This is a genomic window from Thiobacillus denitrificans ATCC 25259 (assembly GCF_000012745.1).
In the GTDB taxonomy this organism is placed as follows: Bacteria; Pseudomonadota; Gammaproteobacteria; order Burkholderiales; family Thiobacillaceae; genus Thiobacillus; species Thiobacillus denitrificans_B.
Genome location: NC_007404.1, coordinates 1049060 through 1075492, shown reverse-complemented (window position 1 = coordinate 1075492; position 26433 = coordinate 1049060). Strand labels below are relative to the sequence as shown.

Below are 26433 nucleotides of genomic sequence, written 5' to 3'. Positions count from 1 at the left end.
ACGGCATCCCGTAACGAAAAAACGCGGCCTTACGCGGCCGTGTCAACCGGCCGCCGCGCCTCTTGTCCACGGTCCGCTTGGCGTAGCACCTGTTCCAGTTCTTCGGCGGAAACCGGGCGACCGAACAGATAACCCTGCAGTTCATGGCACCCCTGTTTTTCGAGGAACTCGACCTGGGCCTGATCCTCGACGCCTTCCGCCACGAGCTTCAGGTCCAGGCTGTGCGCGAGCGCCGCGATCGCCACCGCGATGGCCGCATCCTTTTTGTTGGACACCAGATCGGTGACGAACGAGCGGTCGATCTTGAGGTAGTCGACCGGAAACTGCTTGAGATAGGCAAGCGAAGAATACCCCGAACCGAAATCATCGATGGACAGACTCACACCCAGACATTTCAATTCCTGCATTATCTGGATCGAGCGTTCCGCGTTCTCGATGAACATGCTCTCGGTAAGTTCGAGCTCCAGATAGCGTGATTCGAGTTGCGACGCGCCGAGCGTGCGTCGTACCGTCTCGACAAGAATGTGGCTACGGAACTGCTTGGCCGAAATGTTCACGGACATGCGTATCGGCTCCAGGCCCGCGTCGATCCAGGCCTGCGCCTGGCAGGCCGCCTGAAGCAGCACCCATTCGCCGACCGGGTTAATCAGTCCGGTATCCTCCAGCAAGGGTATGAACGTGTTCGGTAGCACCAGGCCGCGAGTGGGATGGTTCCAGCGTAGCAGCGCCTCGACACTGACGATCGCTTTCGTCGCGGTGTCGATTTTTGGCTGGTAATGCAGGACGAATTCCTGGTTCTGCAGGGCGCGCTGCAAATCCGTTTCCATCGATAGCCGTTCATGCGCGGCACTGTTCATGTCCGGCGTATGGAACTCGTAATGGTTTTGGCCGACCTGCTTGGCGCGATACATCGCGGAGTCCGCTTCTTTCAGCAGGGCCTGAACGTCGGCGCTGTCGCCAGCGAAAGTCGTGATGCCTATGCTGACATTTACGATCACTTCGCAGCCGCTGAGCGACATGGGCACAGCCATCTCCTGCATGACGCGCTGCGCGGCCAGCGCGGCGTGCTCGCCCTTGTCCACGCTTTCAAGAATGACCACGAACTCGTCCCCGCTCATGCGGAAGGCCATGTCGGTCTCGCGAAGGCATTTCTGAATCCGCGAAGCGGTGATCCGCAGCAACTGATCACCCGCATCGTGGCCAAGACTGTCGTTGACCAGCTTGAAGCGGTCGAGATCCAGGAACAACAAGGCGCCGGGGTTGCCTGAGCGTTTCGACCGGTCGATCGCTTCGGAGATGTGCTCCAAGAAACTGTTGCGGTTCGGCAGGCCCGTCAGCGAGTCGTGGAAGGCCTGATGGCGGATCCGCTGCTCGTTGTCCTGCCGCTCCCGGTCCTGTCGCGTGATGATCTGGTCGGCGCGGCGGACGATCAAGAACAGGAACAGGTAAAGCAGTGCCAGCGCCAGCACGACGCCCGTGATGATCTTCGTCTGCGTCGCCTCCATTTTCGCGACCAGTGGCGTGACGTCCGTGTACACCTCGAACACGGCCTTGACGGGCCCGTTGCCGTGCTCGTGAATCGGCAGATAGGTCGCGATCAGATTGCGATCGGCGATCACCTCCTCAAAGGCGTAAAACTGGTCGCGAAACACGATTTCGCTCGCCGGCTTGCCGGCACGCGCGCTGAGAAAGCCCGGATTGTCGTGTTTATCCTCGCCGATCTGGCCGGCTTCGGACGAGTACACCGTCGTCCCGGACAGGTTGTACACCTTGACCTTGACGACATTCATGCCATGCATCTGCGCCAAGGTCGCGGCGTGCAAGGATGCCACCTCGGGCCGTCGCCTGAGATCTTCTGCGGACCACTCGCCCGAGGCCGACACGAATGCATCGAACCGGTGCCAGATCGCGTTCGCATAGCTACGGGTCAGGTCGACGTTGGAACGGGTCTGGTGTGCGAGCAGGGTCTCGATGGCCAGCTGACGGTAAAACCAGGACAGCACCACCACGACGATCGATATGCCGACGAGGCTGGCAATCGAGTAATAGCGACTTAATCGAAACATTAGGGGGGACGTCGAGGCGGGATGCGCGGCAGCCCGTTGAGAGTGGAGTCGTCCGATCACATAACGGGTGCGGGGCCGAGAGACTTTAGGGCGCAGGCGGTGGCTGGCCTCTTTCTGAAGCACGAGCGCGTGCGGAGCACACAGGTAGGCGATCAACCGATCATTTCAGGGCACGCAAAGGGCCAGACAGCTCATTTCCAGCGTCGCCGACTCGGTTCCCTGGCTCTCATTTAGGATGGACCAGCAGCCAGCGTCGAATCACTTCGTACTGCGCACCTGTGGGATCGGTACGGGATCTCACGAGCACGAAATCCGGGACCGCCCAACTTACCGGCCTGCATAGGGGCAGGTCGCCGCCGGCGGTGTTGCGCAACAGCGTGACATGAGGCACGTGCGCACGTGCATCGACCGGAAAACCGCCCGCCTGGAGAGCGGCATTGAGCGCCGTCACGAGCGCGAGATGAGGCGGCGGCGCCTCACTCGCGCCGAGCCAGCCGACATGGTTATGCCGCCAGTAGCCGGGCCGGTCGAGCACAAGCGCGAAGGGCTCGGCGGCTATGCCGTCGGCGCAGCCAATAAGCGCGTCGAGCCTGTCGGCGGGCGTCGTGCCGAGAAAGGCGAGCGTGATGTGCAGGGTCTCGGCACGCATGCGCCGCCCGCCCCAGTGCCGATGCAGCCACTTGCCGGTGCGGTCGAGCGCGTCGCGGGTGGCGTCGTCCGGCCACAGGGCGAAGAACAGGCGGAGGGAAGGGACGTCCGGCGTGCGGGAGTCAGCCACGCTCGATCAGGCATACGGCCTCGGCGGCGATGCCCTCGCCGCGGCCGGCGAAGCCGAGCCTTTCGGTGGTCGTCGCCTTGACGTTGACGCGGTCGATCGCGACGCCGAGATCGTCGGCGATGTGGGCGGTCATGCGCGCGATGTGCGGCGCCATCTTCGGCGCCTGGGCGATGATGGTCGCGTCAACGTTGCCGACTTGCCAGGCGCGCTCTTTCAATTGCTGCGCGACGCGGCGCAGCAGGATACGGCTGTCGATGCCGGCGAACGCAGCGTCGGTGTCCGGAAAATGCCGGCCGATGTCGCCGAGCCCGACCGCACCCAGGAGCGCGTCGCAGATCGCGTGCAGCAGCACGTCGGCGTCCGAATGTCCCGCGAGGCCGCGCTCGTAGGGAATCTCGACCCCGCCGATGATGAGCCGGCGATTTTCGACGAGCACGTGGACGTCGTAACCGTGGCCGACGCGCATCTCACGCATTCATCTTCCCCAGGATCAGGCTCGCGAGTTCGAGGTCCTGCGGATAGGTGACCTTGAGGTTGCGGCTGTCGGATTCGACGAGCTGCGGCTGCAGCCCGAGCTTCTCGATCGCCGAGGCCTCGTCGGTCATGTCGCTGCCCGCCGCGCGCAGCGCTTCGGTCAGCGTGCCGTGGCGGAACATCTGCGGGGTCTGCGCCTGCCACAGGCCGGCACGCGGCACGGTGGCCTCAACCCGCGTGCCCGATGACGTGTCGCCAGCGGCGCGCTTGAGGGTGTCGGCGACCGGCACCGCAAGCAACCCGCCGACCGGGTCGTCCGCAACTTCGTCGAGCAGCTTGCCGAGCATTTCGTCGGGCAGACAGGGCCGCGCGGCGTCGTGCACGAGCACCCAGTCAGCGGGGTCGCAGACCTCGGCGATGGCGTCGAGCGCGTTCAGCACGGTTTCGGCGCGGGTCCCGCCGCCACAGCGCAGGACTTCGATGCGCTCCTCCCAGCCCTGCCATTCGTAGTTGTTCCAGCGCTTGTCGGTCGGCGAGAGCACAACAAAAATTCGGGCGATGCGCGGCTCGCGCGCGAGCACCATCATCGCGTGCGCGATCATCGGCACCGAGTTGACATCCATATACTGCTTTTCGATCGCGCCGCCCATGCGTGAGCCCGAGCCGGCAGCGGGTATCAGTGCGTAGAATTTCATGCCTCACCTCCGGGCGCCAGCACCTCCCGGTTGCCGTTCGACTGCATCGACGAGACGAGCCCGGCGCGTTCCATATCCTCGATCATGCGGGCGGCGCGGTTGTAGCCGATGCGCAATTGGCGCTGCACTGACGAAATCGACGCACGACGCGTCTTGAGCACATAGGCGACGGCTTGGTCGTAGAGCGGATCAGCCTCGGCGCCGGGCTCGCCGAACTCGCTGCCTTCACCGCCCTCCTCGGGCGACTCGAGCACGCCTTCGATGTATTCGGGCTCGCCCAGCGCTTTGAGATAGTCGACGACGCGGTGCACCTCATTGTCCGAGACGAAGGCGCCGTGGACGCGCTGCGGCAGCCCGGTGCCGGGCGGCAGGTAGAGCATGTCGCCCTGCCCCAGCAGCGCCTCTGCGCCCATCTGGTCGAGAATCGTGCGCGAGTCGATCTTGGACGACACCTGGAAGGCGATGCGCGTCGGGATGTTGGCCTTGATGAGGCCGGTGATGACGTCGACGCTGGGCCGCTGCGTGGCGAGGATCAGGTGGATGCCGGCCGCGCGCGCCTTCTGCGCGAGCCGCGCGATCAGTTCCTCGACCTTCTTGCCGACGACCATCATGAGGTCGGCGAGCTCGTCGATCATGACGACGATCATCGGCATGGTCTCCAGCGGCTCGGGGTCGTCGGGCGTCAGGCTGAACGGATGGGTCAGCGGCGTACCGGCCTTCTTCGCGTCGCGCACCTTCTGGTTGTAGCCCGCGAGGTTGCGCACGCCGACCGCGCTCATCAATTTGTAGCGCCGCTCCATCTCGGCGACGCACCAGTTGAGCGCGCTCGCGGCCTGCTTCATGTCGGTGACGACCGGCGCGAGCAGATGCGGAATGCCCTCGTAGATCGACAGCTCGAGCATCTTGGGGTCGACCATGATCATGCGCACCGCGCTCGGGTCGGATTTGTAGACGAGCGACAGGATCATCGCGTTGACGCCGACCGACTTGCCCGAGCCGGTCGTGCCGGCGACGAGCAGGTGCGGCATCTTGCCGAGATCGGCGACGACCGGGTTGCCGGCGATGTCCTTGCCCAGCGTGACGGTCAGCGCGCTCGCGCTGTCGTGGTAGGCCTTGGAGCCGAGAATCTCGGAGAGGCGAACGATCTGCCGCTTCGGGTTCGGAATCTCGAGTCCCATCGTGTGCTTGCCCGGAATCGCCTCGACGACGCGAATGCTGATCACCGAGAGCGTGCGCGCGAGGTCCTTCGCCAGGTTGACGATCTGGCTGCCCTTCACGCCTGTGGCGGGCTCGATTTCGTAGCGCGTGATGACCGGGCCGGGCGACGCCGACACCACCTTGACCTCGACGCCGAACTCGGCCAGCTTGCGCTCGATCATCAGCGAGGTGAACTCGAGCGCTTCCGGGCTCGCGGTCTCGACCGCCTCGTCGGCCGGGTCGAGCAGGTGCAGCGGCGGCAGCGGTGAATCCGGTAGATCGGAGAAGAGCGGCGCCTGCCTCTCGGTCACCGCGCGCTCCGACTGCGGCACTTCTCGCACGACCGGCTCGATGCGCACCGGCGGCGCCTCCTCGAGCTTTTTCTTGACGACCGAAACCTTGGCCTGGCGCTTCTGCTGCGCGACTTCGCCGAGCTTGCGGTCGCGCCGGGCCTGCCAGCTGTCGATCGTCTTCCAGTACGCGCGCTCGAGCCATTCGCCGGTCCGTTCGGCCATGGTGAGCCAGGACACGCCCGTGAAGAGGCTAAACCCGACCGCCATCAGGAGCAGCAGAAGCAGCGAGCCGCCCGTGAACCCGAGCACGGCGGCGGCCGCAGCGCCGACGCCGGTGCCGAGAACCCCGCCGGCTGCGTCGGGAAGCGCAAGCGCCCAATGCCAGGCGCGCAACCACTCGACGCCCGTGCTCGCGAGCAACAGCAGCGCGAAGCCACCGAGACGCAGCCAGCGCTGGCGCGCGCCGGCGATCGGCGCCTCATCGAGGTGACGGAAGGTATGGAACACGTAGGCGGCCGCCAGCGCAACGAGCCACCAGGCCGATGCGCCGAACAGCATGAGCAGCAGATCGGACAGCCAGGCGCCGGCGCTGCCGCCGAGATTTTGCAGCGGGCCGCCGTTGCCGGTCGTGCTGAAGCCGGGGTCGGCCGCGTCGTGGGTCAGCAGAATGCTCGCGAGCAGCAGCGCCACGAAGCCTACGAGCAAGGCACGCGCCTCGCGCACCAGGCGTTGCATGCGTGGCGGCAGCGAAGGGGACGAACGGGGAGCGGGTCGCGCCATGGAAAGGTGACGAGCGAAAGTGTGGCGGATTATACCGGGGCGGCAGCATGGAAATGCCGCTCCCGGTTTTGGTTAGAATAAGCCACTGCCCCATCCCACCACTCGGAAGCCAAAGAACACGAGCCATGAGCACTCAACACCACAAACTTGTCATTCTCGGTTCCGGCCCCGCCGGCTACTCGGCCGCCGTCTATGCGGCGCGCGCCAATCTTTCGCCCGTCGTGATCACCGGCATGCAGCAGGGCGGCCAACTGATGACGACGACCGAGGTCGACAACTGGCCGGCCGACGTCGACGGCGTGCAGGGCCCGGAACTGATGGACCGTTTCCAGCGCCACGCCGAGCGCTTCCAGACCGAGATCATCTTCGACCAGATCCACACCGCCAAGCTGAGCGAGAAGCCGTTCACGCTGATCGGCGATTCGGCTACTTACACCTGCGACGCGCTGATCATCGCAACCGGCGCGTCGGCCATGTACCTCGGCCTGCCGTCCGAACAGGCCTTCATGGGCAAGGGCGTGTCGGGCTGCGCGACCTGCGACGGCTTTTTCTACAAGGGCCAGGACGTCGCCGTCATCGGCGGCGGCAACTCCGCCGTCGAGGAAGCGCTCTATCTCGCCAACATTGCGCGCCACGTCACCCTGGTGCACCGCCGCGACACCTTCAAGGCCGAGAAGATCCTGATCAACAACCTGATGGACAAGGTCAAGGAGGGCAAGATCACGCTCGCGCTCGACAGCACGCTCGACGAAGTACTGGGCGACAAGACCGGCGTGACGGGCATGCGCATCAAGAGCACCAAGGACGGCGCGACCCGCGACATTGCGCTGACCGGCGTCTTCATCGCCATCGGCCACAAGCCCAATACCGGCATCTTCGAAGGGCAGCTCGAACTGGAAGGCGGCTATATCGTCACCCGCGGCGGCAACAAGGGCAACGCGACGGCGACCAGCGTCGAGGGCGTGTTCGCCGCCGGCGACGTGCAGGACCACATCTACCGCCAGGCCGTCACGAGCGCCGGCACTGGCTGCATGGCGGCACTCGACGCCGAGCGCTATCTCGACGCGCTGGGCAAGACCAAGTGAGATGAAACGGCGTCGCAGCGCGCTCGCGCCAGCCGCGTTCGACGCGCTGGCGCGCGTGCGCCGCGTCCTGCACGAACAGCCTGGCCGTCCGGAACAGGCGCCCCAAACCCCGCTTGAGCCGGCGGCGCCCGCCGACGGACGGCTGCTTTTCCGCCGTGCGGTCGCCGACGTCGTCCCGTTGCCGCCCGCCGGCCGTGCCGAGCCCACTCGCCCGCGCCTCAAGCCGATCGCCCGCCAGCGGCAGCGCGACGAGCGCCAAGTCCTCGTCGACGCCCTCTCCGACCCGTGGGACTGGGAAGCGGCTGCGTCTACCGGCGAGGAGCTGTTCTTCGTCCGCCCCGGCGTTCCCTCGGCAGCCCTGCGCAAGCTGCGCCGCGGCGGCTGGGTGATTCGCGCCGAGCTCGACCTGCACGGTCTGACCGCGGACGAGGCCCGCGTCGCGCTCGCGGCTTTCCTCAACCGCTGCATGATCGAGGACAGGCGCTGCGTGCGGATCATCCACGGCAAGGGCCTGCGCTCGAAGAACCGCTTGCCGGTTCTGAAAAACAAGGTCCGCCACTGGCTGACCCAGCGCGACGACGTGCTCGCTTTCTGCCAGGCACGCGCGGTCGACGGCGGCACCGGCGCCGTCCTCGTGCTGCTCAAATCGTCAACCCGCTAGCAAATCGAGAAAGATCGTAATGAACGAACCCGAAATCCAGGACTTCGAACTCCCCACGACCGGCAACACGCCCTTCAAGCTTTCCGGGCAGCGCGGCAAGAATGTCGTGGTCTACTTCTACCCGAAGGACAACACCTCGGGCTGTACGCTCGAGGGCCAGGAATTCCGCGACCTCTATCCCGAATTCACCAAAGCCAACACGATCGTCGTCGGCGTCTCGCGTGACAGCCTGAAATCGCACGAGGGCTTCAAGGCGGCGCACGGTTTTCCGTTCGAACTCCTTGCCGACACCGACGAGAAGGTTTGCGAACTGTTCGGCGTGATGAAATTGAAGAACATGTACGGCAAGCAGGTGCGCGGCGTCGAGCGGAGCACCTTCGTGTTCGACGTGAACGGCAAGCTCGTGAAGAGCTGGCGCGGGTTGAAGGCGCCGGGGCATGCGGCGGAGGTGCTGGGGTTTGTGCAGGGGCTGTGAAGTCGCGACCCCGCGCCGCCATGGTGAACCAGCGAAGCCGCCCGCGGTCCACGGCGTGGTTAGACGCGCGGCACGGTAGTGGTTAAACCTTCACCGGGGTACTAACCGTTGGCCGGGGGTTGCCCGGCAGCAAGTCACTTTCTTTTGTCTCGCCAAAAGAAAGTAACCCAAGAAAAAGCGACCCCGACGGCCACGAATTCCCGAGAATTAGCCCTGCCGGGCGGGCGTCGAAGAACTCGCCCCGCTTTTGCTGGGCTAAGTTAATTTTTGTGCGCGGGGCTCAAACACCTTCGCCGCTGATCCGCCCCGCAGGGCCAATTCTCGGCGTGGTCGTAAGGGGAAAAGTCAAAACCAGTGTGATCGATAGCGACCGAAGCAACCGGATCGAGTGCTTCGCGGTAACGTTCACGGCAGGCAGCCTCCCCGCAAGCACACAAACCGCCACCGCATCGCGCCCTGGTTTTGACTTTTCTCCCCTCACAGCCCCGCCGAAGCTCAAGTGCGTCGGGCGGATCAGCGGCAAAGGTGTCTGAGCCCCGCTCACGAAAATCAAATTAATAACAGCACAAGCGGGGCGAGTTCTTTGCCGCCCGCCCGGCGCGCTTGAGCTTCGGGGTTTCGGGGATGTCGGGGTCGCCTTCTTTTGGTTACTTTTCTTGGCGAGACAAGAAAAGTAACTTGCCGCCGGGCAACCCCCGGCCAACGGTCAGCAGTCCAGCGAAACCTAACCACTGCTCCGCGCCCAAACTCAACCACTTTGCTTCGCATCCCTCGCACCAACCGGCGAACCCTCATGCGCCGCAAAAAAACCGCTCCACCACCTCCAGCTTCCGCGTCCGCGTCATCGCCGGCAGCGCATTGAGCAGCAAGCGCCCGTACGGCTTCTCCGCCAGCCGCGTATCACAAATCATCAGCACCCCCCGATCGGTCTCGGTGCGAATCAGCCGCCCCGCCCCCTGCTTGAGGCTGATCGCCGCGTGCGGCAGCTGGTAGTCCATGAAGGGCTTGCCGCCGCTTTTCTCGAGATGCGCGATGCGGGCTGCGACGACGGGATCGTCGGGCGGCTGGAAGGGCAGCTTGTCGATGATGACGACAGAGAGCACGTCGCCCGGCATGTCGACGCCCTCCCAGAAGCTCTGGCTGCCGAGCAGGACGGCGTTGCCGGATTGCTGGAAACGTGCGAGCAGTTCGTTTTTCGGCGCCTCTCCCTGCACCAGCAAGGGAAACGCCCAGCCGCGGAACGTGAACGCGGCAGCGAGCAATTCGCGCGCCTTTTCCAGTGCGCGCAAGCTCGTGAACAGAATGAAGGCGCGCCCCTGGCTGATTTCGAGCACCGGCAACGCGGCGTCGACGACCGCCTCGGTGAAGCTCGGCGTATTCGGCGCGGGCAGGTTCGGCGGCACGTAGAGCACGCCCTGCCGCGGGTAGTCGAAGGGGCTGTCGACGCAGAGGGTTTCCGCCTCCTCGATGCCGAGCCGGGTTTTCAGGTGGCTGAAGTCGCCGCCGACCGACAGTGTCGCCGAGGTCAGGATCCACGCCTGCGCACGTTCGGTGAGCTTGGCGCCGAACAGGCTGCCGACCGAAAGCGGCGTGGCATGCAGCAGCAGCGAACTCATCGTGGTCTCGAGCCAGCGCACCCGGGGGGCGTCAGGTTCGTCGTCGCGCCGCCACCGATCGAGCGTCGCGGCAAGCGCCTCTGCGCGCTCGTGACAATTCTTGAGGTCGGCATCGCGCTCGGCCTGGGTTTCGAGCAGCTTGCGCGCAGCGCCGAGCGCGGTCGATAGCCCCGCCAGCGCGTCCGGCCATTTTTCGTGGCGCCCAATTTCGGCGAGCGTCGACTTGAGCGGGTTTTGCGGCAAGGCGAGACGCAGATCGCGCGCGGCCTTGGCCAGATCCTCGGCCGCACGCCGCAGGGCCGGAAAATCGCCGGCCTTGACCGCCGCCAGACGCTTGGTGTCGCCGGCCAGATCGAGCAGCTGGGCCGTCGACAGCGTTTCGCCGAAGAACTGCGCGGCGGTTTCGGCGAGCTGATGGGCCTCGTCGAGAATCACCGTGTTGCAGGCCGGCAGCAGTTCGGCGACGCCTTCGTCCTTGAGCCAGAGGTCGGCAAAGAACAAGTGGTGGTTGACCACGACGACCTCGGCGTCGAGCGCGGCCTTGCGCGCCGCCATGACGAAACAGTCCTTGAAGTGTGCGCACTCGCTGCCGAGGCAGGTGTCGCGAGTCGACACGGCGTATTGCCAGGCCGTCGCGTCCTCGGGAATGCCCTCGGCCTCGGCCCGGTCGCCGCTGGCGCTCGCCTCGGCGAAGCGTGCGATCTTCTGCAACCACGCGGCGTCGTCGCGGTGGGCAAAACGGCCGTCCGCCAGGTTGCGCTGCAGATGATGGTGGCAGACGTAATTGGCACGCCCCTTGAGCAGTGCCACCTTGACCGGCGACTTCAGCGCGCGGCGCGCGGCCGGCAGATCGCGATGGAAGAGCTGATCCTGCAGCGCCTTGGTACCGGTCGAGATCACTACCTTGCCGCCCGAGCGCAGGGCGGGGATGAGGTAGGCGAGCGTCTTTCCCGTGCCGGTCCCGGCCTCGGCGAGCAAGGTCAGATTGCCGGCGATCGCGCGCTCGACCGCCTCGGCCATGGCGAGCTGCTGCGGGCGCGCGCGCCACCCCGGGAGAACCGCCGCGCAGGCGCCTTCCGGAGAAAAAAAGTGGGTCAGATCGGACATGTCGAGACCGGATTGAGCGGCATCGAGTTTACCATCGGGTAGGCAAGGCCCCGGGCGTCCGCCCCTTTAGTTTTGCCCCCATTCTGTCGTTAGGTCCGGATATCTCCCCGTAGCAGTTCGACATGCGATTTCATTTGTTCTGCCTGCTGCTCTCCGCTTTTGTTCCCGCTGCTCAGGCAGCGATCGTCGAGCAGCAGATGCGGCCCGCCATCACGGCGAGCGCCGAGTATGTGGTCGGCGAGCGCGGGAAACCGGCGGTCCTGCTGCTGCACGGTTTCCTGCAAACCCGCGAATTCCCCACGATCGCGACGCTGGGCCGCGGGTTGCAGAGCGCCGGGTTCACCGTGCTCGCGCCGACACTGAGCCTCGACATTCCGAACCGCACACGCAGCCTGGCTTGCGAAGCCGCGCACCGGCACGGCATGGATCAGGATCTGATGGAGATCTCGCGCTGGGTGAGTTGGTTGAAAGCGCGCGGGCATGATTCGATCGTCCTCGTCGGGCACAGCTTCGGCAGCCTGCAGCTTCTCGCCTACCTGAGCCAGAACCCCGACCCGGCGGTGAAAGGCTACGTCGGCGCTTCGCTGGTCGACGCGCAGATCGGGGCGCTCCCGCGCCAGCCGCTCATTGCCGACATGCAAAGCCGTGCGCAGAACGGACAGCGCGATCTCGTGACCCGCTCGCTCTCGTTCTGCCGAAACTACACCTCGACGCCCGAGAGCCTGCTGTCCTACCTGCAATGGGATCCCTCGCGCGTGCTGGCCGCACTCAAGCGGTCGCCGGTCGACACCCTGCTCATCATGGGCGACGCCGACGAGCGCCTGGGCCGCGGCTGGCTGAAGGCGCTACGCCACATCCAGGTGCCGATGGTGATCGTGCCCGGCGCCAGCCACTTCATGGACGGGACCCACGAGTTCGAACTGCTCGAGCTCACGCAGCGCTTCCTCGAAGCGCCCGAGCGGAGGCCCGCACGTTGAAGGCGGACAGTCTGTCGGTCAAGCACGTCGCGCTCGCCTTCATCGCGGGGCTGCTCGTGCTCGTCAGCCTGATCGGCGGATTTGCCGCCTACCAGACCCGATCGGTCACGCGCAGCCTGGAACTGCACAACGAGAATGCGGCACGCTCCGAACTCGTCGCGGCGGTCCAGCGACTGCTGGACCAGACCAAGGCCCAGGCCGACGCCCTCGCGCAATGGGATGAGACCCGCCAGCAACTGGTGTTGCCCGAGTACTACACCTACTGGCGGGATCAGCGCGTCTACGAGAGCGGGATGCTGCCGGCACGTTTCACGCGCGCGGGCCTCTATACGCGCGGGCGCGCCCTGCTCGCGCCGAACTCCTCGAAGAGCACGCTGCCGGCGGTGCTGCCAGCGGACATCGCGCTCCACGAACGGGCGAGCTGGCTCGCGAGCGAAAACGGCATGACGGCGCTCTATCACGCCTTCCCGGTCTACGGCGACGATCAGCGGGAATCCCTGCTCGGCTACGGTGTGATCCGCGTCGAGTTCATGCCCATGCTGCTGAGTCAGGATCGGCTGTATTTCGTCGACGTTCCGAGCGTGAAACTGGCGCTGAAACCGGGCGAAGTGCTGCCCGCCTCGCAGCTCTTCTCGCACCTGCGCTACAGCGCACGCCCCGATCCCGAGCAGAAGCGCTTCCAGACGATCCTGTCGCGCACACTGCTGGCGCTTTTCGCGCTCCTGCTGCTTACCGCGCTGCTCGGTTTCGTCGCGTACAACCGGCTGCTGGTACGTCCCCTGCGACACCTGTCGAAGGACATCGACGCCATGCAGCAGGGCCGTTTCAGCGCCCAGCCGGCCCGCTTCGAGTCGATGCGGATCCGCGAGCTCGAGAACATCCGCCGGTCACTCTACGACTATCAGTTGCAGCTGCGCGAACTGCACGGCTCGCTCGAAGACCAGAATCGCGAGTTTCATTCGCAGGCGCGCCAGGACGCCCTTACGGGCTGCCACAACCGTCGCGCCTACGAGGAGGACTGGGAGACCTTCCGTCGCGACCTCAAGAACGCACCGCAGGGCGTCGCCTTCCTGCTCTTCGACTGCGACCGCTTCAAGGCCATCAACGATACCTACGGCCATGCCAAAGGCGACCGCGTGCTGACGATCATCGCCGACGCGCTGGTCATGGCCCTGCGCGCCAACGACCGCCTGTATCGCCTCGGCGGCGACGAGTTCGCGACCTTTCTTTCGCGCACGACGCCCGGCCAGGCGAAGCAGATCGCGCAGCGCTGCCAGAGCCTGCTCGACGCGTCGGCCTTCAGCGAGCTCGGCATCAGCGAGCCGGTCGGCATCAGCATCGGCATCGCGTTCTGCGGACCCGAGCACGCCGAGCAGATCGACGAGTTGCCCAAGCACGCCGACATCGCGATGTATACCGCCAAGCAGCCGGGGCGCAACCGCATCGCGCTTTATGGCGAAGACACCGAGCGCGCGGCGCAGGCGCTGGTCGCGAGCCGGGAAACCAACGCCCTGTTCCAGGCATTGTCGACCCCCGGCATGGTGGAGATGCATTACCAGTCGATCCACAGCCTGCCGGGACGCAAGATCGATTATTACGAGGCCCTCGCGCGCATCCGCTACAACGGCGAACTGATCATGCCGGACGCCTTTCTTCCGGTCATCAACAACCGCCGCCTCGAAACCGAGTTCGACCTTGCGGTGCTCGCCCAGGTCGACGCCGATCTCTCCTCGCAACGGCTGCCGGCCGGAATCGGCATCTCGTTCAATCTCTCGGCGCAAAGCCTGTCGCGTGCCGAGGTCGTCTCGCTCCTGCTCGAATTGTCGCGCCACATTCCGCGCCATCCGCTCATGCTCGAGATCACCGAAACCTCGCTGATCACGCAGATGGCCGAGGTCAGCACCTATCTCGACCTGCTGCGCACCGTGCACTACCGAATCGCGATGGACGATTTCGGCACCGGTTACTCGCCGCTGCGCTATCTGGTCGACCTGCCGGTCGACGTGGTGAAGTTCGACATTTCGCTGGTCAGCAAGCTCGCCCAGGACAATCGGGCGGGCCAGGTCGTCGCAGATTTCGCCCGCATGATGAGCGAAGCCGGCTATTCACTGGTCGCCGAGGGCGTCGAGACCGACGCCGTTCTGCGCAAGGTGGAAAGCCTCGGCGTCGAGCACGTGCAGGGCTATCTCCTGAGCCGGCCCCTGCCGCTCGACAAACTGGCGAACGCGGGCGCCGCGCAGGAGCGCGTCGCCGAATCCGCCGAGGTCGCGTCAGTGCTTCCCTGAACGCCAGATCGACAGCACGATCCACACGCTGTTGAAAAACGCGATCAGAAACCCGACCAGCCCGAAGAACGGCAGCCCGAACAGCTCCGGACCACCCTTGACCGTCATGATGATGCTCGACCCGACGACGAGCGAAGCGGTCAGAATGCCCATCGTCAGCCTGCTCGCGGCACTGTCGAGTTGGTGACCGAAATGGTCGAGGCGCTTGAGGTCGAAATCGACCTTGACGCGGCCGCGCCGCATGTCACGCAACAGGTGCCGCAGATCGCGCGGCAAATCGGCCGCCACTTCGAGCGCCTCGCGCACGCTCTTGCGTCCGCGCACGAACAGGGCCTGCGGCGTATAGCGCTCCTTGATCACGCTTTCGACGAACGGCGTCACGTTGTCGATCATGTGGAACTCGGGATCGAGCTGCTGTCCGAGGCCCTCGAGTGTGATCAGGGTCTTGAAGAGCAAGGTCAGGTCGGCCGGCAGCACGAGGTTGTTGTCGCGCATCAAGGCGGTGATGTCATTCAGCAGGGCGCCGATCTTGACGTCCTTGAGCTGCAGGTCGTCGTAGCTTTGCATGAGCTCGGCGACGTCGTAGGCGAGACGCTCGTCGTCGGGAACCGAGTCCCCGCTCCAGTCGAGCAGCACCTGCAGCAGCGCCTGTTCGTCGCGTCGGGTCAGCGCATGCAGCAGGTCGACGATCTGGTTGCGGCGCGGCTCGGTCAGCATCCCGACCATGCCGAAATCGATCATGCCGATCCGGTTGCCGGGCAGGAAGAGGACGTTGCCGGGGTGCGGGTCGGCGTGGAAATAGCCGTGCAGCAATACCATCGACAGCACGGCGTTGGCGCCGCGCGCGGCGAGGAGCTTGGGGTCGAGACCCGCCGCGCGCAGCTTGTCGGGGGAAACGCCGGCAAGGCCGACGATCTCCTCCTGGACGTTGACCTGGTCGTTGGTGAATTCCCAGTAGACCTTCGGAATCTTGACCAGCGGGTCGGTCGCGAAATGACGCGCGAACTGGTCGATGTTGCGCGCCTCCTTGGCGAGATCCAATTCGCGGCTGAGCGAGCGCCTGAACTGCGACACGATCTGCACCGGGTCGTAGCGGCGTGCGTCGGCGACCTCGCTCTCGAGCAGCCGCGCCGCATGGTCGAGGATGCGCAGATCGGCGCGGATCACCGTCTCGATGCCCGGGCGGCGCATTTTCACGACGACCGGCGTGCCGTCCTTGAGCGTCGCGCGGTACACCTGGGCGATCGACGCCGCGGCGAGTGGCACCGGGTCGAAGGCGGCGAACACCTCGCCGGGCTCGCCGCCGATCGCGGCGACCAGTTCGGGGTACATCACCTCGTAACTCTGCGCGGGCACCTGGCTGTGCAGTTTCTCGAATTCCGCGATCCAGTTCGGCGGGAACATGTCGACGCGCGTCGCCAGCACCTGTCCGAGCTTGACGAAAGTCGGCCCGAGTTCCTCGAGCGCGCGGCGTACGCGGACCGGCGCGTCGAGTTGACTGATCTCGCTCGTGCTGTGCCAGTGCAGCACGCGGCCGGCGCGTTCGAGCGCGCCGTTGATGCCGAGCACGCGTACCAGATCGCCCCAGCCGTAGCGAATCATCACCGAGGCAATTTCGTGCAGGCGCGGCAGGTCGCGAACGACCGAGAGGGTTTCCCAGAGCATCGTTGGTTTTGTGGCGTCAGTAATGCCGTTGCCGAGAGTGTAGCGGCAGGCGGTGCGGGCGTGTCCCCCGCTTGGGCTTAGTACGTATCAGGGGCGCAAGCGCTCGCTGCTTCGCTTGAGCGACTCGGAGAGCGCAGCGAGTACGCCGCTCGCGACCTGCGCGAGGTGGTCGGTGGCGACGCTCGCGGATTCGCTGAGGCCGGCGCGGCCGGCCTTGCCGCTGGCTTTGACGCCGCTCGCGAGCTGCTGCAGCGCTTCGCGCACCTGGGTGCCGGTGCGGGTGCCGCTGTGCTTGAGGTGATCGCTGAGGTAGCCAAGCTCTTCCTTCAGCTTGCCGCCCGACTCGCTGGCAGCGCGCTTCAGGGCATCGACCATCTGCCCCTCCAGGGCGCGCAGCTGTTCGAGGCTCGCCTTGAGTTCGTTGTCCTTGAACGCGCGACCTTGGGCGGCGGCCTCGCTCAGGGTATAGGAAGTCGCCTGCGCCGCGCTGCCGACGGCTTCGTCCAGACCGGCAACCGCCTGCTTAAGGCCCTCGCGGATTTCGCCGCCGCGCGCGCCGAGTCCGCTGCCGACGCCGGAGATGATCGCCGAGAGCACCGACGCGACCTCGCCCAGCGCCAGCCGGCGCTCATCCAGCGCCCGCGCCGTCAGCGCGCGTACGCGCTCGCGCAGATCGGGCTCGGACGCGCTTGCCGCGGCCTCGTCGTGCAGTTTCGCCAACTGCATGTTGTCGGGAATGGTGCTGCCGGCGGTGCCTGGCGCGGGCGCGTCGTTCATGATGCTGTCCTCGTGTATAAGATTCACGACCTGTGACCGTTTCCGTTTCAACTATAGAGCAGATTGTTTCGATGAACCGCGCCCTCCTGCCCCTGCTGGCCTTGCTGGCGCTTCCCGTCGCGGCGGCAGACGTGCCGGCGGATGTCCCGATCTACGCCCTGAGTCTGATCGGGCACCCTTACCGGCTCGGCGGCACCTCGCCCGAGACAGGGCTCGACTGCAGCGGCTTCGTCGCTCACGTCTACGGACAGGTGACCGGGGTCGTCCTGCCGCGCGACAGCCGTTCGATCAGCACGCAGACGATTCCGCTCGCGCCGGACGAACTCCTGCCCGGCGATCTTGTCTTCTTCAACACCCTCGAGCGCGCGTTTTCCCATGTCGGCATTTATCTGGGCGATGGCCGTTTCGTGCACGCGGCGAGCAGCCGCAGCGGCGCGGTCATGGTCTCCCGTATCGGCGACCCGTACTGGCGTGAACGCTACGACGGCGCGCGCCGCGTCGTCGTGCCGGACGCCGGGCAACCGGCCGCAGATGATCCGCGCTAAGCCCCGCCTCGGCCGCCGCGTACTCGCGGCGCTGGCACTGGTCGCAGCGGTACCGACCGCGGCCAGCGACGACTTCGACATGCGTAGCGCGGACGCCGTCAACGAAGGCGCGCTGCGTTTCCTCGAGGCGCCGCCTGCGAACGCCGTGCATCATCACGAGAACCGCGTCCGCGTCACCGCCGAGAGCCTGCGCTCGGGCTGGGTCGAACTCGAGCAATGCCACAGCCACATGGACGCGGTGCCGCGCAGCCAGATCACGTTTCGCGAGGGCTACGTGCGCGGGCTCGCGATCGACACCTTTTCCGGCATCGGCCGGGCGTGGGTCGAAGGCGCGAGCGTGCAGCTCGAGAACGTCGCACCGGGCGCGCGGCTGTGTCTTTCGGCCCGGACGCGTGCGCTGCGCAACACCGGCAACGGCTACTACAGCCTCTCGCACGGCCCCTACATGCGCAAGTTCCTCGACGGCTATTACCCGATGCACGTGACACTCGACGTCACCTACCCCGCGGCGCAACTGCGGCTGCTCGACGTCAGCCCGGAGCGGCAGCCCGGCTTCGCACACGACGAAGCGCCCGGCCGGGTGAAGCTCGACACGCATTTCGAAGGGGAACTGCGCCTTGTGTTCCAGTTCGAGCACCGCTGAACGGCATATTATTGATAACCGTTCTCATTAGTAGTAGGATGCCGCACAATCCCTTTCACCCCAAGGAAACGAAGATGAAATCGACGCTCACCCGGCTCCTCTCCGTCGTAGCCCTCGGCCTCGCCTCGCTGCCTGCCCTGGCAGAGGAAGTCGTCGTCTACTCGGCGCGCAACGAGCAGCTGATCAAGCCCCTGTTCGACGCTTACACGCGCGAGACCGGCGTACAAGTCAAGTTCGTGACCGACAAGGAAGGCCCCCTGATGGCGCGCCTCAAGGCGGAGGGCAAGAACACGCCGGCCGACGTGCTGCTGACGGTCGACGCCGGCAACCTGTGGCAGGCGTCGGAAGAAGGCCTGCTGCGCCCGATCAAGTCGAAGACCCTGCAGACCAACGTGCCGGCCCACCTGCGCGACCCCGACAACGAGTGGTTCGGCCTGTCGGTGCGCGCGCGCACGATGGTCTACAACACCGGCAAGGTGAAGCCCGGCGAATTGTCGACCTATGAAGACCTCGCCAACCCCAAATGGAAAGGCCGCCTCTGCCTGCGCACCTCGAAGAAGGTCTACAACCAGAGCCTGGTCGCGATGATGATCACCGAATACGGCGAGGACAAGACCGAAGACATGGTGCGCGGCTGGGTCGCCAACCTCGCGACCTCGCCCTTCCCCGACGACACCAAGGCAATGGAAGCCGTCGCCGCCGGGCAATGTGACGTCACGCTCGTCAACACCTATTACTTCGGTCGCCTGATGGACAAGAAGTCCGACCTGCCGCTCGCGATCTTCTGGCCGAACCAGAATCTCAAGAACAAGGCCGCCGGCGTGCACGTCAACGTCTCGGGTGCCGGCGTCACACGCCATGCGAGAAACCCGGCGGGGGCACAAAAGCTGATCGAGTGGCTGTCGTCGGAAAAGGCGCAGAACCAGTTCGCCGACGTCAACCTCGAATACCCGGTCAACCCGAAGGTCTCGCCCGACCAGAAGGTCGCCGCCTGGGGCAACTTCAAGCAGAACCTCATCAACGTGAAGGACGCTGGCAGCCTGCAGGCCAAGGCCGTAAAATTGATGGACCGCGCTGGCTACAAATAAACACACCTTGTCCGAAACCGCTGCAGCACCTGCAAAAACGCCCCCCGCGGGCGTTTTTGTTTTCCCTGCGTCCCGCCGGCGGGCAAGCGGCTGGATGCTGTTCGCGCTTACCGTCGCGGCGCTGGTGCTGATTCCGGTCGCCGTCACGTTCTCCTCGTTCGCCGAGGTCGAAGGCGACATCCTTGCCCACCTGACCGAGTTCGTGCTGCCCGATCTGGTCGGCAACACCGTGTGGCTGATGTTCGGCGTCGGCGTCGGCGTGAGCGTCCTCGGCGTGTCGCTCGCCTGGCTCACCGCAATGTGCGAATTCCCGGGCCGCCGCGTGTTCGACTGGGCCCTCCTGCTGCCGCTCGCCTTGCCGGCCTACGTCACGGCCTTCGTCGCGATCGGGCTGCTCGATTTCACCGGGCCGCTGCAGACCTGGCTGCGCGATACCTGGAACCTTACCGGCCTGCCGGAAATCCGCTCGCGCGGCGGCGTCATTCTCGTGATGTCGCTCGCGCTCTATCCCTACGTCTACCTGATCGCGCGGAATGCCTTCGCGACCCAAGGCGCGATCGCGCTCGAAGCGGCGCAGTCGCTCGGCTTGTCGCGCACGCGCGGTTTCTTTCGTGTCGCGCTGCCGATGGCGCGCCCGTGGATCGCGGCCGGCATGATGCTCGCGCTCATGGAAACGCTCGCCGACTTCGGCACCATGGCGATCTTCAACTACGACACCTTCACCACCGCGATCTACAAGGCGTGGTACAGCCTGTTTTCGCTCTCGGCCGCAGCGCAGCTGGCATCGATCCTGATTCTTTTCGTGCTGGTCGCCGTCGTGTTCGAACAGCGTTCACGCGCGCGCATGCGCTACGGCGCGGTCGGACGCGGCGCCGCGTCACGCCGCATCCGGCTCTCGCCGCTGCTCGCCACGCTCGCCTTCGCCTACGCGGGCATCGTGCTCGCGATCGCCTTCGTGATTCCGGTGACGCAGCTGGCGCTGTGGACGCGCGACGTCGTCGCCAGCGATCTCGACAACCGCTACTGGGGCTTCGCCTGGCATTCGGTGCTGCTGTCGGGAATCGGTGCGGCGATGGTCGTCACGATCGCGCTGCTGCTCGCCTACGCCGGGCGGCAGCGGCCGGGCTCGGGCATGGCCTGGCTGCAGCGCCTCGCGACCCTGGGCTACGCCTTCCCGGGCGCGGTCCTAGCGGTCGGCCTTTTCATCCCCGTCGCCTGGCTCGACAACCAGATCATCGAGGCCGGCCACGCCTGGTTCGGTTTCGAAGGCTCGGAGATCCTCAAGGGCACGCTCGTCGTCATGCTGCTCGCCTACCTCGTGCGCTTTCTCGCCGTCGGCTTCGGCCCCGTCGACAGCGGCCTGCATCGCATCACGCGCAACGTCGACGAGGCCGCGCGCAACCTCGGCACCGGCACGGCCGGCCTGCTCGCGCGCGTCCATCTGCCGATGCTGCGCGCAAGCCTGCTGACCGCGGCAGCGCTCGCCTTCGTCGACATCATGAAAGAAATGCCGATCACGCTCATGACGCGGCCCTTCGGCTGGGACACGCTTGCGGTACGCGTGTTCGAGATGACCTCGGAGGGCGAATGGGAGCGCGCGGCGCTGCCGTCGCTGGCGATCGTCATCGCCGGTATCATCCCGGTTATTCTCCTGACCTGGCGCGGAACGCGCGCGCACGGCTAAGCCCCATGGCTGAACTGATCCTCGACTCGGTCTCGCAGTCGTATGCCGCCCGGCAAATCATCGCGGACCTCACTTTCACCCTGCCCGAAGGTTCGATCGGCTGTCTGCTCGGCCCCTCGGGCTGCGGCAAGACGACCGCGCTTCGCTGCATTTCAGGCTTCGAGCCGATACAGAGCGGCGAGATCCGCATCGGCGGCGAGGTCGTCAGCCGACCGGGGTGGATGCTCCCCGCGGAAAAACGCCGCGTCGGCATGGTGTTCCAGGACTACGCGCTGTTTCCGCATCTGAGCGTCGCCGCCAACGTCGGCTTCGGGCTGCGCGACGAATCGAGGGACGCCCGCGCCGCTCGCGTCGCGGGATTGTTGCGGCTCGTCGGGCTCGCAGGCCACGCCGAGCAGTTCCCGCACCAGCTCTCGGGCGGGCAGCAGCAGCGCGTCGCGCTCGCGCGCGCGCTGGCGCCGCGCCCGCGCCTGATCCTCATGGACGAGCCCTTCTCCAACCTCGACGTCGAGCTGCGCGAGCGCCTGTCGCTCGAGGTGCGCGACATCCTCAAGCGCGAGGCGACGACGGCGCTGATCGTCACCCACGACCAGCACGAAGCCTTCGCGCTCGCCGACTGGGTCGGGGTCATGCACGAGGGGCGCATCCAGCAGTGGGACACCCCCTACAACCTGTATCACGAACCGGCCAACCGCTTCGTCGCCGACTTCGTCGGCCAGGGCGCCCTGGTGACCGGTGAGGTCATCAACGATCACCTCGTCGAGATCGAACTCGGGGTCCTGAAGGGCCAGATTCCGGTCGAGTGCGACGCCAGCGGCTGCGCGGAATGCGTGCGCAGCTGCAAGGTCGACGTGCTGCTACGGCCCGACGACATCGTGCACGACGACGACAGCCTGCTGCTCGCCGAAGTCGAGAACAAGGCTTTCCGCGGCGCCGAATTCCTCTATACGCTCAAGCTGCCGAGCGGCCAGCGGGCCCTGTCGCTCGTGCCCTCGCACCACAATCACGCCATCGGCGAGAAGATCGGCATCAAGCTCGCGGTCGATCACGTCGTGGCCTTCCGTCGCGAGTAGGTCTCCTGACGCCCATGCTGCCGTCCCCACTGCGCGGCCTGATCTTCAACGTCGGACTCGGATTCACCGCCGCCCTGCTGTTGATGCTCGCGGTGATCGGACTCGGCGTCACGCAGATGGCGCAGCTCAACGCCGAACTCGAACGCGTCGTGTCGGTGAACAACGTCAAGACGCGCCTCGCGTCGCAGATGCGCGACGCCCTGCGCGACCGCGCCGTCATCATGCACAACATCGTCGTGTCGATCGACCCGTGGGAGAAGGACGCCCTGTTCCTGCGCTTCCAGCGCTACGGCGAGCAGTACGCCAAGGACCGCGGCCAGCTCGCGGCGATGCTCGCGACGCCCGAGGAAAAGCGGCTGATGGCCGAGCTCGACGCGATCACCTTCGCCAACCAGCCGGTGATGTTCGCGGTGGTCGAAGCCGCGCTCGACGAGAACAACTACGGCGCACTGACCCAGCTGCAGCGCGAGGCGATCCCGTTGCAGAACCGCCTGGTCGAGGCGCTCGACAACATGACCAACCTGCAGCGCAAGGCCAACGAGGTCGCGCTCGGCAAGACCTTCGACGCCTATCAGGCGACGCGGACGCTGATGCTCGTGCTCGGCATCTTCGCGACGCTTTTGGCGACGCTCGTCGCGGTGCTCGTAAGCCGGCGCATGCTGACGCAGACGCGTCAGCTCGAGACCGAACGGCAGAAGTACCGGACGCTCTTCGAAACCAATTCCGACGCGGTCGTCATCCTCGACGACCACGGCTTCACCGACTGCAACCCGGCGACCTTGTCGATGTTCGGCATCGACTCCGTCGCCGACTTCGTCAACACCCCGATTCCCCGGCTTGGCACGCCGATGCAGGCCAACGGCGTGAGCGCCTCCGATCACGCGCGCCAGACCATCGCAACGGCGCGCAGCACGGGTCACGCGGTCATGGACTGGCAGGGACGCCGCGCCGACGGCACGACTTTTTTTGCCGAGATCGCTCTGCATGCCATGCAGCTCGAAGGCCGGCCGGTGATCCAGGCGATCATGCGCGACGTATCGGAACGCCGTGCCGCCGAGGCCGCCAAGGAAGCCGCGCGCGAAGCGGCCCTCCAGATGGCGCGCGCGAAGTCGGAATTCGTCGCCAACGTCAGCCACGAGATCCGCACGCCGATGCACGGCATTCTCGGCATGAGCAGCCTGCTGCTCAAAACCCCGCTCGACGGGCGGCAGCGCGAATACGTCTCGACGCTCAAGAGCTCGGCGGAAAGCCTGCTCAAGATCATCAACGACATTCTCGATTTCTCGAAGATCGAGGCGGGCAAGCTCGCGATCGAAGCGGTCGCGTTCTCGCCGGTCGCGCTGATGCAGGGAGTGGTCGCGCTCTTCCAGGCGCGGGCGCTCGAGAAGAACCTGCAACTGACCCTCGCGCTCCACGAGTCGCCTCCTCCGGCCCTGCTCGGCGATCCCACGCGCATCCGCCAGATCCTGCTCAACCTCGTCGACAACGCGATCAAGTTCACCGATCGCGACCATGTCGAACTCTCGGGCAGCTTCGAAACCCTGGGCGACGAGGTCGCATGCCGCTTCAGCGTGACCGACAGCGGCATCGGCATGAGCGCCGAGACCCAGGCCGGCCTGTTCCAGGCGTTCTCGCAGGCCGACTCGTCGACCACGCGGCGCTACGGCGGTACCGGCCTCGGACTCGCCATCAGCAGCCAGCTCGCCGCCTTGATGGGCGGCGAGCTGACGGTCGAGAGTGCGCCCGGCCGCGGCAGCCGCTTCACGCTTTCCGTCCGGCTCCCGACGACCGATCTCCCGCTGGCCGAACTGCCGGCGCCGAGCAGCGTCGAACTGCAGGGGCGCATCCTGGTCGTCGAAGACCACCCGGTCAACCAGAAGGTGCTCGCGCACCAACTACGTGCAATGGGCCTGCAGTACACACTCGCTGCCAGCGGACGCGAAGCGCTGGAGCGCCTCGGCAGCGCCGACTTCGATCTTGTGCTGATGGACTGGCAGATGCCCGAAATGGACGGCCTCGAAGCGACGCGGCGTATTCGCCAGCTCCCCGGGCGGGCGGGCCGTACCCCGGTCGTCGCGCTTACCGCGAACGCCAGTGTCGGCTTTCGCGAGGCTTGCCTCGCCGCGGGCGCCAACGATTACCTCAGCAAGCCCTACACCGAGGCCGCCCTGGTTGCGCTGCTCATGCAATGGCTGCCGGCGCCTGCGAGCGCGACGGCCGAGGTCAAGGGCAGCCTGCTCGACCGCGCGGCGCTCGATGCCCGCTACCCGGGAAATCCCGAACTCGTCGGCGAGCTGGAGCGGCTCTTCATCGCCACGACCAAGACGAGCCTCGCGACCCTGAAACAGGCGATTGCCGCGCGGAATCAAGCGGCCTGCCGCAAGGAAGCCCACGCACTGAAAGGCGCGGCGGCGAGCGTGATGGCCGTCGCCGTGCAAGATGCCGCGGCGCGCATCGAGGCGTGCGTGCAAAACGCGGATTTTGGCGGTGCGGCGGCCGAACTCGCCGTGCTCGAAGCGCTCGTCGCGGCCTACGCATTGACGCCCGCACTGTGATGCATAGGATGAAGTTGTTACCGTCCGGGAGACCGAACATGATGCGCCCTGCCCTGTTCACCCTCGCCGCGCTTTTCGCCAGCGTCGCGCTCGCCGCCCCGCCTGCCGAGGCGCCGGCCGAGGCGCACCCGCAGAGCACGCCTTGGATCGACGTGACGCCGACACCCTATGGCCCGCTGATGAGGCAGCAGGCCGCGCCGCCGCCGTATCGCGACTACCAGATGAACCGGGTGCTGACGCCGGAGGAAAAACAGCGCTGGCGCGAACTGACGATGCCGGTCATCGCGCACATGATGCAGATGGATGCGCGCGAGGCGATGAATTATTTCGCCGCGAAATACAAGGCCAAGCCCGGCGTTTCGTTCGACGAGGTCGTCGAGTCGATGATGCTGCGCGCGAATCAGGTCAACCTCAAGTTCGTCGGCAGCAATCTGATCTGGAAGGAGTTCCGCTCGGTGCTGAACGACGAGACCGCGCCGCGGATCGAGGTCTTCAGCTTCTGCGATATCGCCGTCGGCCGCGATCTGCTGCGGCTGATTCCGGAAATGGCGGTATTCCTGCCCTGCCGCATCGCGGTCATGGAGGACGCCGACAAGAACATCTGGGTCATGACGCTCGACTGGGATCTGATCTGGCTCGACCAGGCCGGCAAGCAAGCCGGGATCACGCCCGAACTGCGCGAAGGCGCGCGCGTCGTCCGCGAAAAACTCGACAGCGTCATGCGCGCGGGCGCCAACGGCGAGCTCTGACCGCACCGACGGGGCACGGGGCGACAAGCGGCCTGCGCAGCGCTTCACACCACGCAGCGCGCACGCAGTTCTTCGGTATTCTTCACGCGACCGCAAATCCCGCCACCCGCCATGACAGCTTCCTCCCCGTTCCGCTCGCTTCCCGCGCTTGAGCAAGACTTCGCCGACGGCCTGCTCGCGATGCTCGAAAAGCATCGCGGCCTTGGCGTCTTCGTCCTCGTTCTTGCGAACGCGGCTTACGATCCGCGACTGTGGGAACGCCTCTCGCCGCCACTTGCAGTTCGCCACGACGAACTCGCGACGGCGCTCCGGAACGCGCTGCGCGAGGGCCGACAGATCGACGAACCGGACGACGACGTTTTGGTCTTCCTCAAGCTCGATGCGATCGGCTTCGGCCGCGTCGGGCTGATGGAGAGCCGGCGCGCGGGGCCTTGGCAGGTCGCGTTCAACCCGGTCCGCGCCCTGCGCCCGCCGCGCATCAGCGGCACGGCATTCGGCGCGCTGCTGCGCCCGTTCGACGGAGGGGGCTTTCATTTCAACAAGCCCTTCCTGATGAAGGAAGTGCTGTGGGAAGGCGACCTCGCCGGCATGCACGTGCGCATGCTGTACAACAAGTTTCCGTTCGCCCGCCTCCACGGCCTGCTCGTGCCGGAGCCGCTGCGCGAAGCGCCGCAGTTCCTGACTTCGGAATCGCACGCCTGGGCCTGGGAGGTCTGCGCGACGGCGGCGGTGCCCGGGCTCTGCCTCGGCTACAACAGCAACGGCGCGGGTGCTTCGGTGAACCACCTGCATTTCCAGAGCTTCGTGCAGGCGACGCCGCTGCCGATACAGGACGCGCGCTTCGTCCACAATGGCGGCGCGGCGCCCTATCCGCTCGCCTGCCTGCGCTTTGCCGATCGCGCCGAGGCCTGGCACGCGCTCGAGCGGCTGCATCGCCGCGACACCCCCTACAACCTCGTCTACAGCCAGGGATGCATGCATCTCGTCGCCCGCGCCCCCCAGGATGCGCCGGCCTTGAATGCGCGCGTCCGCGGCTACGGATGGAGCGAAATGGCCGGCGCGGTCACGCGCTTCAGCCGTGAGGATTACGAAGGTTTCAGCGCGGCCGGCTTCGCCGACGAGTTGGCGCTTTTTGCGGTGTGAAGCGGCGCACGCGCGCCGAACG

At 66.0% G+C, this 26433-nt stretch carries 21 protein-coding genes; 13 read left to right on the top strand and 8 right to left on the bottom strand.

The window, feature by feature from the left end:
• Nucleotides 1–29: 29 nt before the first annotated feature.
• The 5 genes from TBD_RS14210 to TBD_RS05045 form a co-directional block, all read right to left on the bottom strand.
• Complete coding sequence (locus TBD_RS14210) at nt 30–2222, bottom strand: putative bifunctional diguanylate cyclase/phosphodiesterase (RefSeq protein ID WP_011311518.1); 2193 nt, start codon at nt 2220–2222, stop codon at nt 30–32.
• 70 nt (nt 2223–2292) lie between these two features.
• Nucleotides 2293–2844 (bottom strand): RNA 2',3'-cyclic phosphodiesterase, encoded by a 552-nt coding sequence (gene thpR / locus TBD_RS05060; protein WP_011311517.1) that lies wholly within the window; start codon nt 2842–2844, stop codon nt 2293–2295.
• Entirely contained in the window at nt 2837–3319 is a 483-nt protein-coding gene (ispF, locus tag TBD_RS05055; RefSeq protein WP_011311516.1) for a 2-C-methyl-D-erythritol 2,4-cyclodiphosphate synthase, read from the bottom strand. The genes thpR and ispF overlap by 8 nt, the downstream gene beginning before the upstream one ends.
• Nucleotides 3312–4013 carry a 2-C-methyl-D-erythritol 4-phosphate cytidylyltransferase gene (gene ispD, locus TBD_RS05050; RefSeq protein ID WP_011311515.1) on the bottom strand — a complete coding sequence of 234 codons (702 nt, stop codon included), beginning with the start codon at nt 4011–4013 and terminating at the stop codon, nt 3312–3314. Before ispD ends, ispF begins: the two co-directional genes overlap by 8 nt.
• Nucleotides 4010–6283, bottom strand: a complete 2274-nt coding sequence (locus TBD_RS05045; RefSeq protein ID WP_011311514.1) for a DNA translocase FtsK — start codon at nt 6281–6283, stop codon at nt 4010–4012. Before TBD_RS05045 ends, ispD begins: the two co-directional genes overlap by 4 nt.
• A 125-nt stretch (nt 6284–6408) precedes the next feature.
• Between TBD_RS05045 and trxB the strand changes: the two genes are divergently transcribed.
• Genes trxB through TBD_RS05030 form a run of 3 tightly spaced genes read left to right on the top strand, consistent with a single transcriptional unit; the run spans nt 6409 to nt 8504 of the window.
• Nucleotides 6409–7368, top strand: a complete 960-nt coding sequence (trxB, locus tag TBD_RS05040) for a thioredoxin-disulfide reductase (protein WP_041432386.1) — start codon at nt 6409–6411, stop codon at nt 7366–7368.
• Nucleotide 7369: 1 nt separating this feature from the next.
• Nucleotides 7370–8029 carry a Smr/MutS family protein gene (locus tag TBD_RS05035; protein ID WP_011311512.1) on the top strand — a complete coding sequence of 220 codons (660 nt, stop codon included), beginning with the start codon at nt 7370–7372 and terminating at the stop codon, nt 8027–8029.
• Nucleotides 8030–8048: 19 nt separating this feature from the next.
• Nucleotides 8049–8504 (top strand): peroxiredoxin, encoded by a 456-nt coding sequence (locus tag TBD_RS05030; RefSeq protein WP_011311511.1) that lies wholly within the window; start codon nt 8049–8051, stop codon nt 8502–8504.
• A gap of 791 nt (nt 8505–9295) precedes the next feature.
• Here TBD_RS05030 and TBD_RS05025 read toward each other — a convergent pair.
• The gene (locus tag TBD_RS05025) at nt 9296–11227 is read right to left on the bottom strand and encodes an ATP-dependent DNA helicase (RefSeq protein WP_011311509.1); all 1932 of its coding nucleotides are present in this window, start codon (nt 11225–11227) and stop codon (nt 9296–9298) included.
• Nucleotides 11228–11349: 122 nt separating this feature from the next.
• Here TBD_RS05025 and TBD_RS05020 point away from each other — a divergent pair, with 122 nt between their 5' ends.
• Together TBD_RS05020 and TBD_RS05015 are read left to right on the top strand one after the other, a co-directional pair.
• The gene (locus TBD_RS05020) at nt 11350–12204 is read left to right on the top strand and encodes an alpha/beta fold hydrolase (RefSeq protein WP_011311508.1); all 855 of its coding nucleotides are present in this window, start codon (nt 11350–11352) and stop codon (nt 12202–12204) included.
• Nucleotides 12201–14489: a putative bifunctional diguanylate cyclase/phosphodiesterase gene (locus tag TBD_RS05015; protein WP_011311507.1), complete on the top strand. Its 2289-nt coding sequence runs from the start codon at nt 12201–12203 to the stop codon at nt 14487–14489. The genes TBD_RS05020 and TBD_RS05015 overlap by 4 nt, the downstream gene beginning before the upstream one ends.
• On the opposite strand, the gene TBD_RS05010 is transcribed toward TBD_RS05015, so the two are convergent.
• Nucleotides 14475–16154, bottom strand: a complete 1680-nt coding sequence (locus tag TBD_RS05010) for an ABC1 kinase family protein (protein WP_011311506.1) — start codon at nt 16152–16154, stop codon at nt 14475–14477. The genes TBD_RS05015 and TBD_RS05010 overlap by 15 nt on opposite strands.
• Nucleotides 16155–16241: 87 nt before the next feature.
• Nucleotides 16242–16931 carry a DUF6781 family protein gene (locus TBD_RS05005; protein ID WP_011311505.1) on the bottom strand — a complete coding sequence of 230 codons (690 nt, stop codon included), beginning with the start codon at nt 16929–16931 and terminating at the stop codon, nt 16242–16244.
• Nucleotides 16932–17002: 71 nt separating this feature from the next.
• Here TBD_RS05005 and TBD_RS05000 point away from each other — a divergent pair, with 71 nt between their 5' ends.
• The 8 genes from TBD_RS05000 to TBD_RS04965 all read left to right on the top strand — a co-directional run bounded on the left by TBD_RS05000 (nt 17003) and on the right by TBD_RS04965 (nt 26411).
• Nucleotides 17003–17476, top strand: coding sequence for a C40 family peptidase (locus tag TBD_RS05000; RefSeq protein ID WP_049750217.1), 474 nt, complete (start codon nt 17003–17005; stop codon nt 17474–17476).
• Nucleotides 17403–18119: a hypothetical protein gene (locus TBD_RS04995; protein WP_238376499.1), complete on the top strand. Its 717-nt coding sequence runs from the start codon at nt 17403–17405 to the stop codon at nt 18117–18119. The genes TBD_RS05000 and TBD_RS04995 overlap by 74 nt, the downstream gene beginning before the upstream one ends.
• Before the next feature lie 74 nt (nt 18120–18193).
• Nucleotides 18194–19207: an extracellular solute-binding protein gene (locus TBD_RS04990; protein ID WP_041432966.1), complete on the top strand. Its 1014-nt coding sequence runs from the start codon at nt 18194–18196 to the stop codon at nt 19205–19207.
• A gap of 94 nt (nt 19208–19301) precedes the next feature.
• A complete protein-coding gene (locus TBD_RS04985) occupies nt 19302–20891 on the top strand; it encodes an ABC transporter permease (protein WP_011311501.1) in 1590 nt (529 codons plus the stop codon).
• Nucleotides 20892–20896: 5 nt separating this feature from the next.
• A complete protein-coding gene (locus tag TBD_RS04980) occupies nt 20897–21964 on the top strand; it encodes an ABC transporter ATP-binding protein (RefSeq protein ID WP_011311500.1) in 1068 nt (355 codons plus the stop codon).
• Nucleotides 21965–21978: 14 nt separating this feature from the next.
• Nucleotides 21979–24519: a hybrid sensor histidine kinase/response regulator gene (locus TBD_RS04975; RefSeq protein WP_011311499.1), complete on the top strand. Its 2541-nt coding sequence runs from the start codon at nt 21979–21981 to the stop codon at nt 24517–24519.
• Nucleotides 24520–24557: 38 nt separating this feature from the next.
• A complete protein-coding gene (locus tag TBD_RS04970) occupies nt 24558–25268 on the top strand; it encodes a DUF302 domain-containing protein (RefSeq protein WP_011311498.1) in 711 nt (236 codons plus the stop codon).
• 111 nt (nt 25269–25379) lie between these two features.
• Complete coding sequence (locus TBD_RS04965) at nt 25380–26411, top strand: hypothetical protein (RefSeq protein WP_011311497.1); 1032 nt, start codon at nt 25380–25382, stop codon at nt 26409–26411.
• Nucleotides 26412–26433 lie beyond the last annotated feature (22 nt).

Coding starts and splice junctions, on each gene's coding strand:
- ispF (WP_011311516.1), bottom strand. CDS start 3,319: ATGCGTGAGATGCGCGTCGGCCACGGTTACGACGTCCACGTGCTCGTC.
- ispD (WP_011311515.1), bottom strand. CDS start 4,013: ATGAAATTCTACGCACTGATACCCGCTGCCGGCTCGGGCTCACGCATG.
- TBD_RS05045 (WP_011311514.1), bottom strand. CDS start 6,283: ATGGCGCGACCCGCTCCCCGTTCGTCCCCTTCGCTGCCGCCACGCATG.
- trxB (WP_041432386.1), top strand. CDS start 6,409: ATGAGCACTCAACACCACAAACTTGTCATTCTCGGTTCCGGCCCCGCC.
- TBD_RS05035 (WP_011311512.1), top strand. CDS start 7,370: ATGAAACGGCGTCGCAGCGCGCTCGCGCCAGCCGCGTTCGACGCGCTG.
- TBD_RS05030 (WP_011311511.1), top strand. CDS start 8,049: ATGAACGAACCCGAAATCCAGGACTTCGAACTCCCCACGACCGGCAAC.
- TBD_RS05025 (WP_011311509.1), bottom strand. CDS start 11,227: ATGTCCGATCTGACCCACTTTTTTTCTCCGGAAGGCGCCTGCGCGGCG.
- TBD_RS05020 (WP_011311508.1), top strand. CDS start 11,350: ATGCGATTTCATTTGTTCTGCCTGCTGCTCTCCGCTTTTGTTCCCGCT.
- TBD_RS05010 (WP_011311506.1), bottom strand. CDS start 16,154: ATGCTCTGGGAAACCCTCTCGGTCGTTCGCGACCTGCCGCGCCTGCAC.
- TBD_RS05005 (WP_011311505.1), bottom strand. CDS start 16,931: ATGAACGACGCGCCCGCGCCAGGCACCGCCGGCAGCACCATTCCCGAC.
- TBD_RS05000 (WP_049750217.1), top strand. CDS start 17,003: ATGAACCGCGCCCTCCTGCCCCTGCTGGCCTTGCTGGCGCTTCCCGTC.
- TBD_RS04990 (WP_041432966.1), top strand. CDS start 18,194: ATGAAATCGACGCTCACCCGGCTCCTCTCCGTCGTAGCCCTCGGCCTC.
- TBD_RS04985 (WP_011311501.1), top strand. CDS start 19,302: ATGCTGTTCGCGCTTACCGTCGCGGCGCTGGTGCTGATTCCGGTCGCC.
- TBD_RS04980 (WP_011311500.1), top strand. CDS start 20,897: ATGGCTGAACTGATCCTCGACTCGGTCTCGCAGTCGTATGCCGCCCGG.
- TBD_RS04975 (WP_011311499.1), top strand. CDS start 21,979: ATGCTGCCGTCCCCACTGCGCGGCCTGATCTTCAACGTCGGACTCGGA.
- TBD_RS04970 (WP_011311498.1), top strand. CDS start 24,558: ATGATGCGCCCTGCCCTGTTCACCCTCGCCGCGCTTTTCGCCAGCGTC.
- TBD_RS04965 (WP_011311497.1), top strand. CDS start 25,380: ATGACAGCTTCCTCCCCGTTCCGCTCGCTTCCCGCGCTTGAGCAAGAC.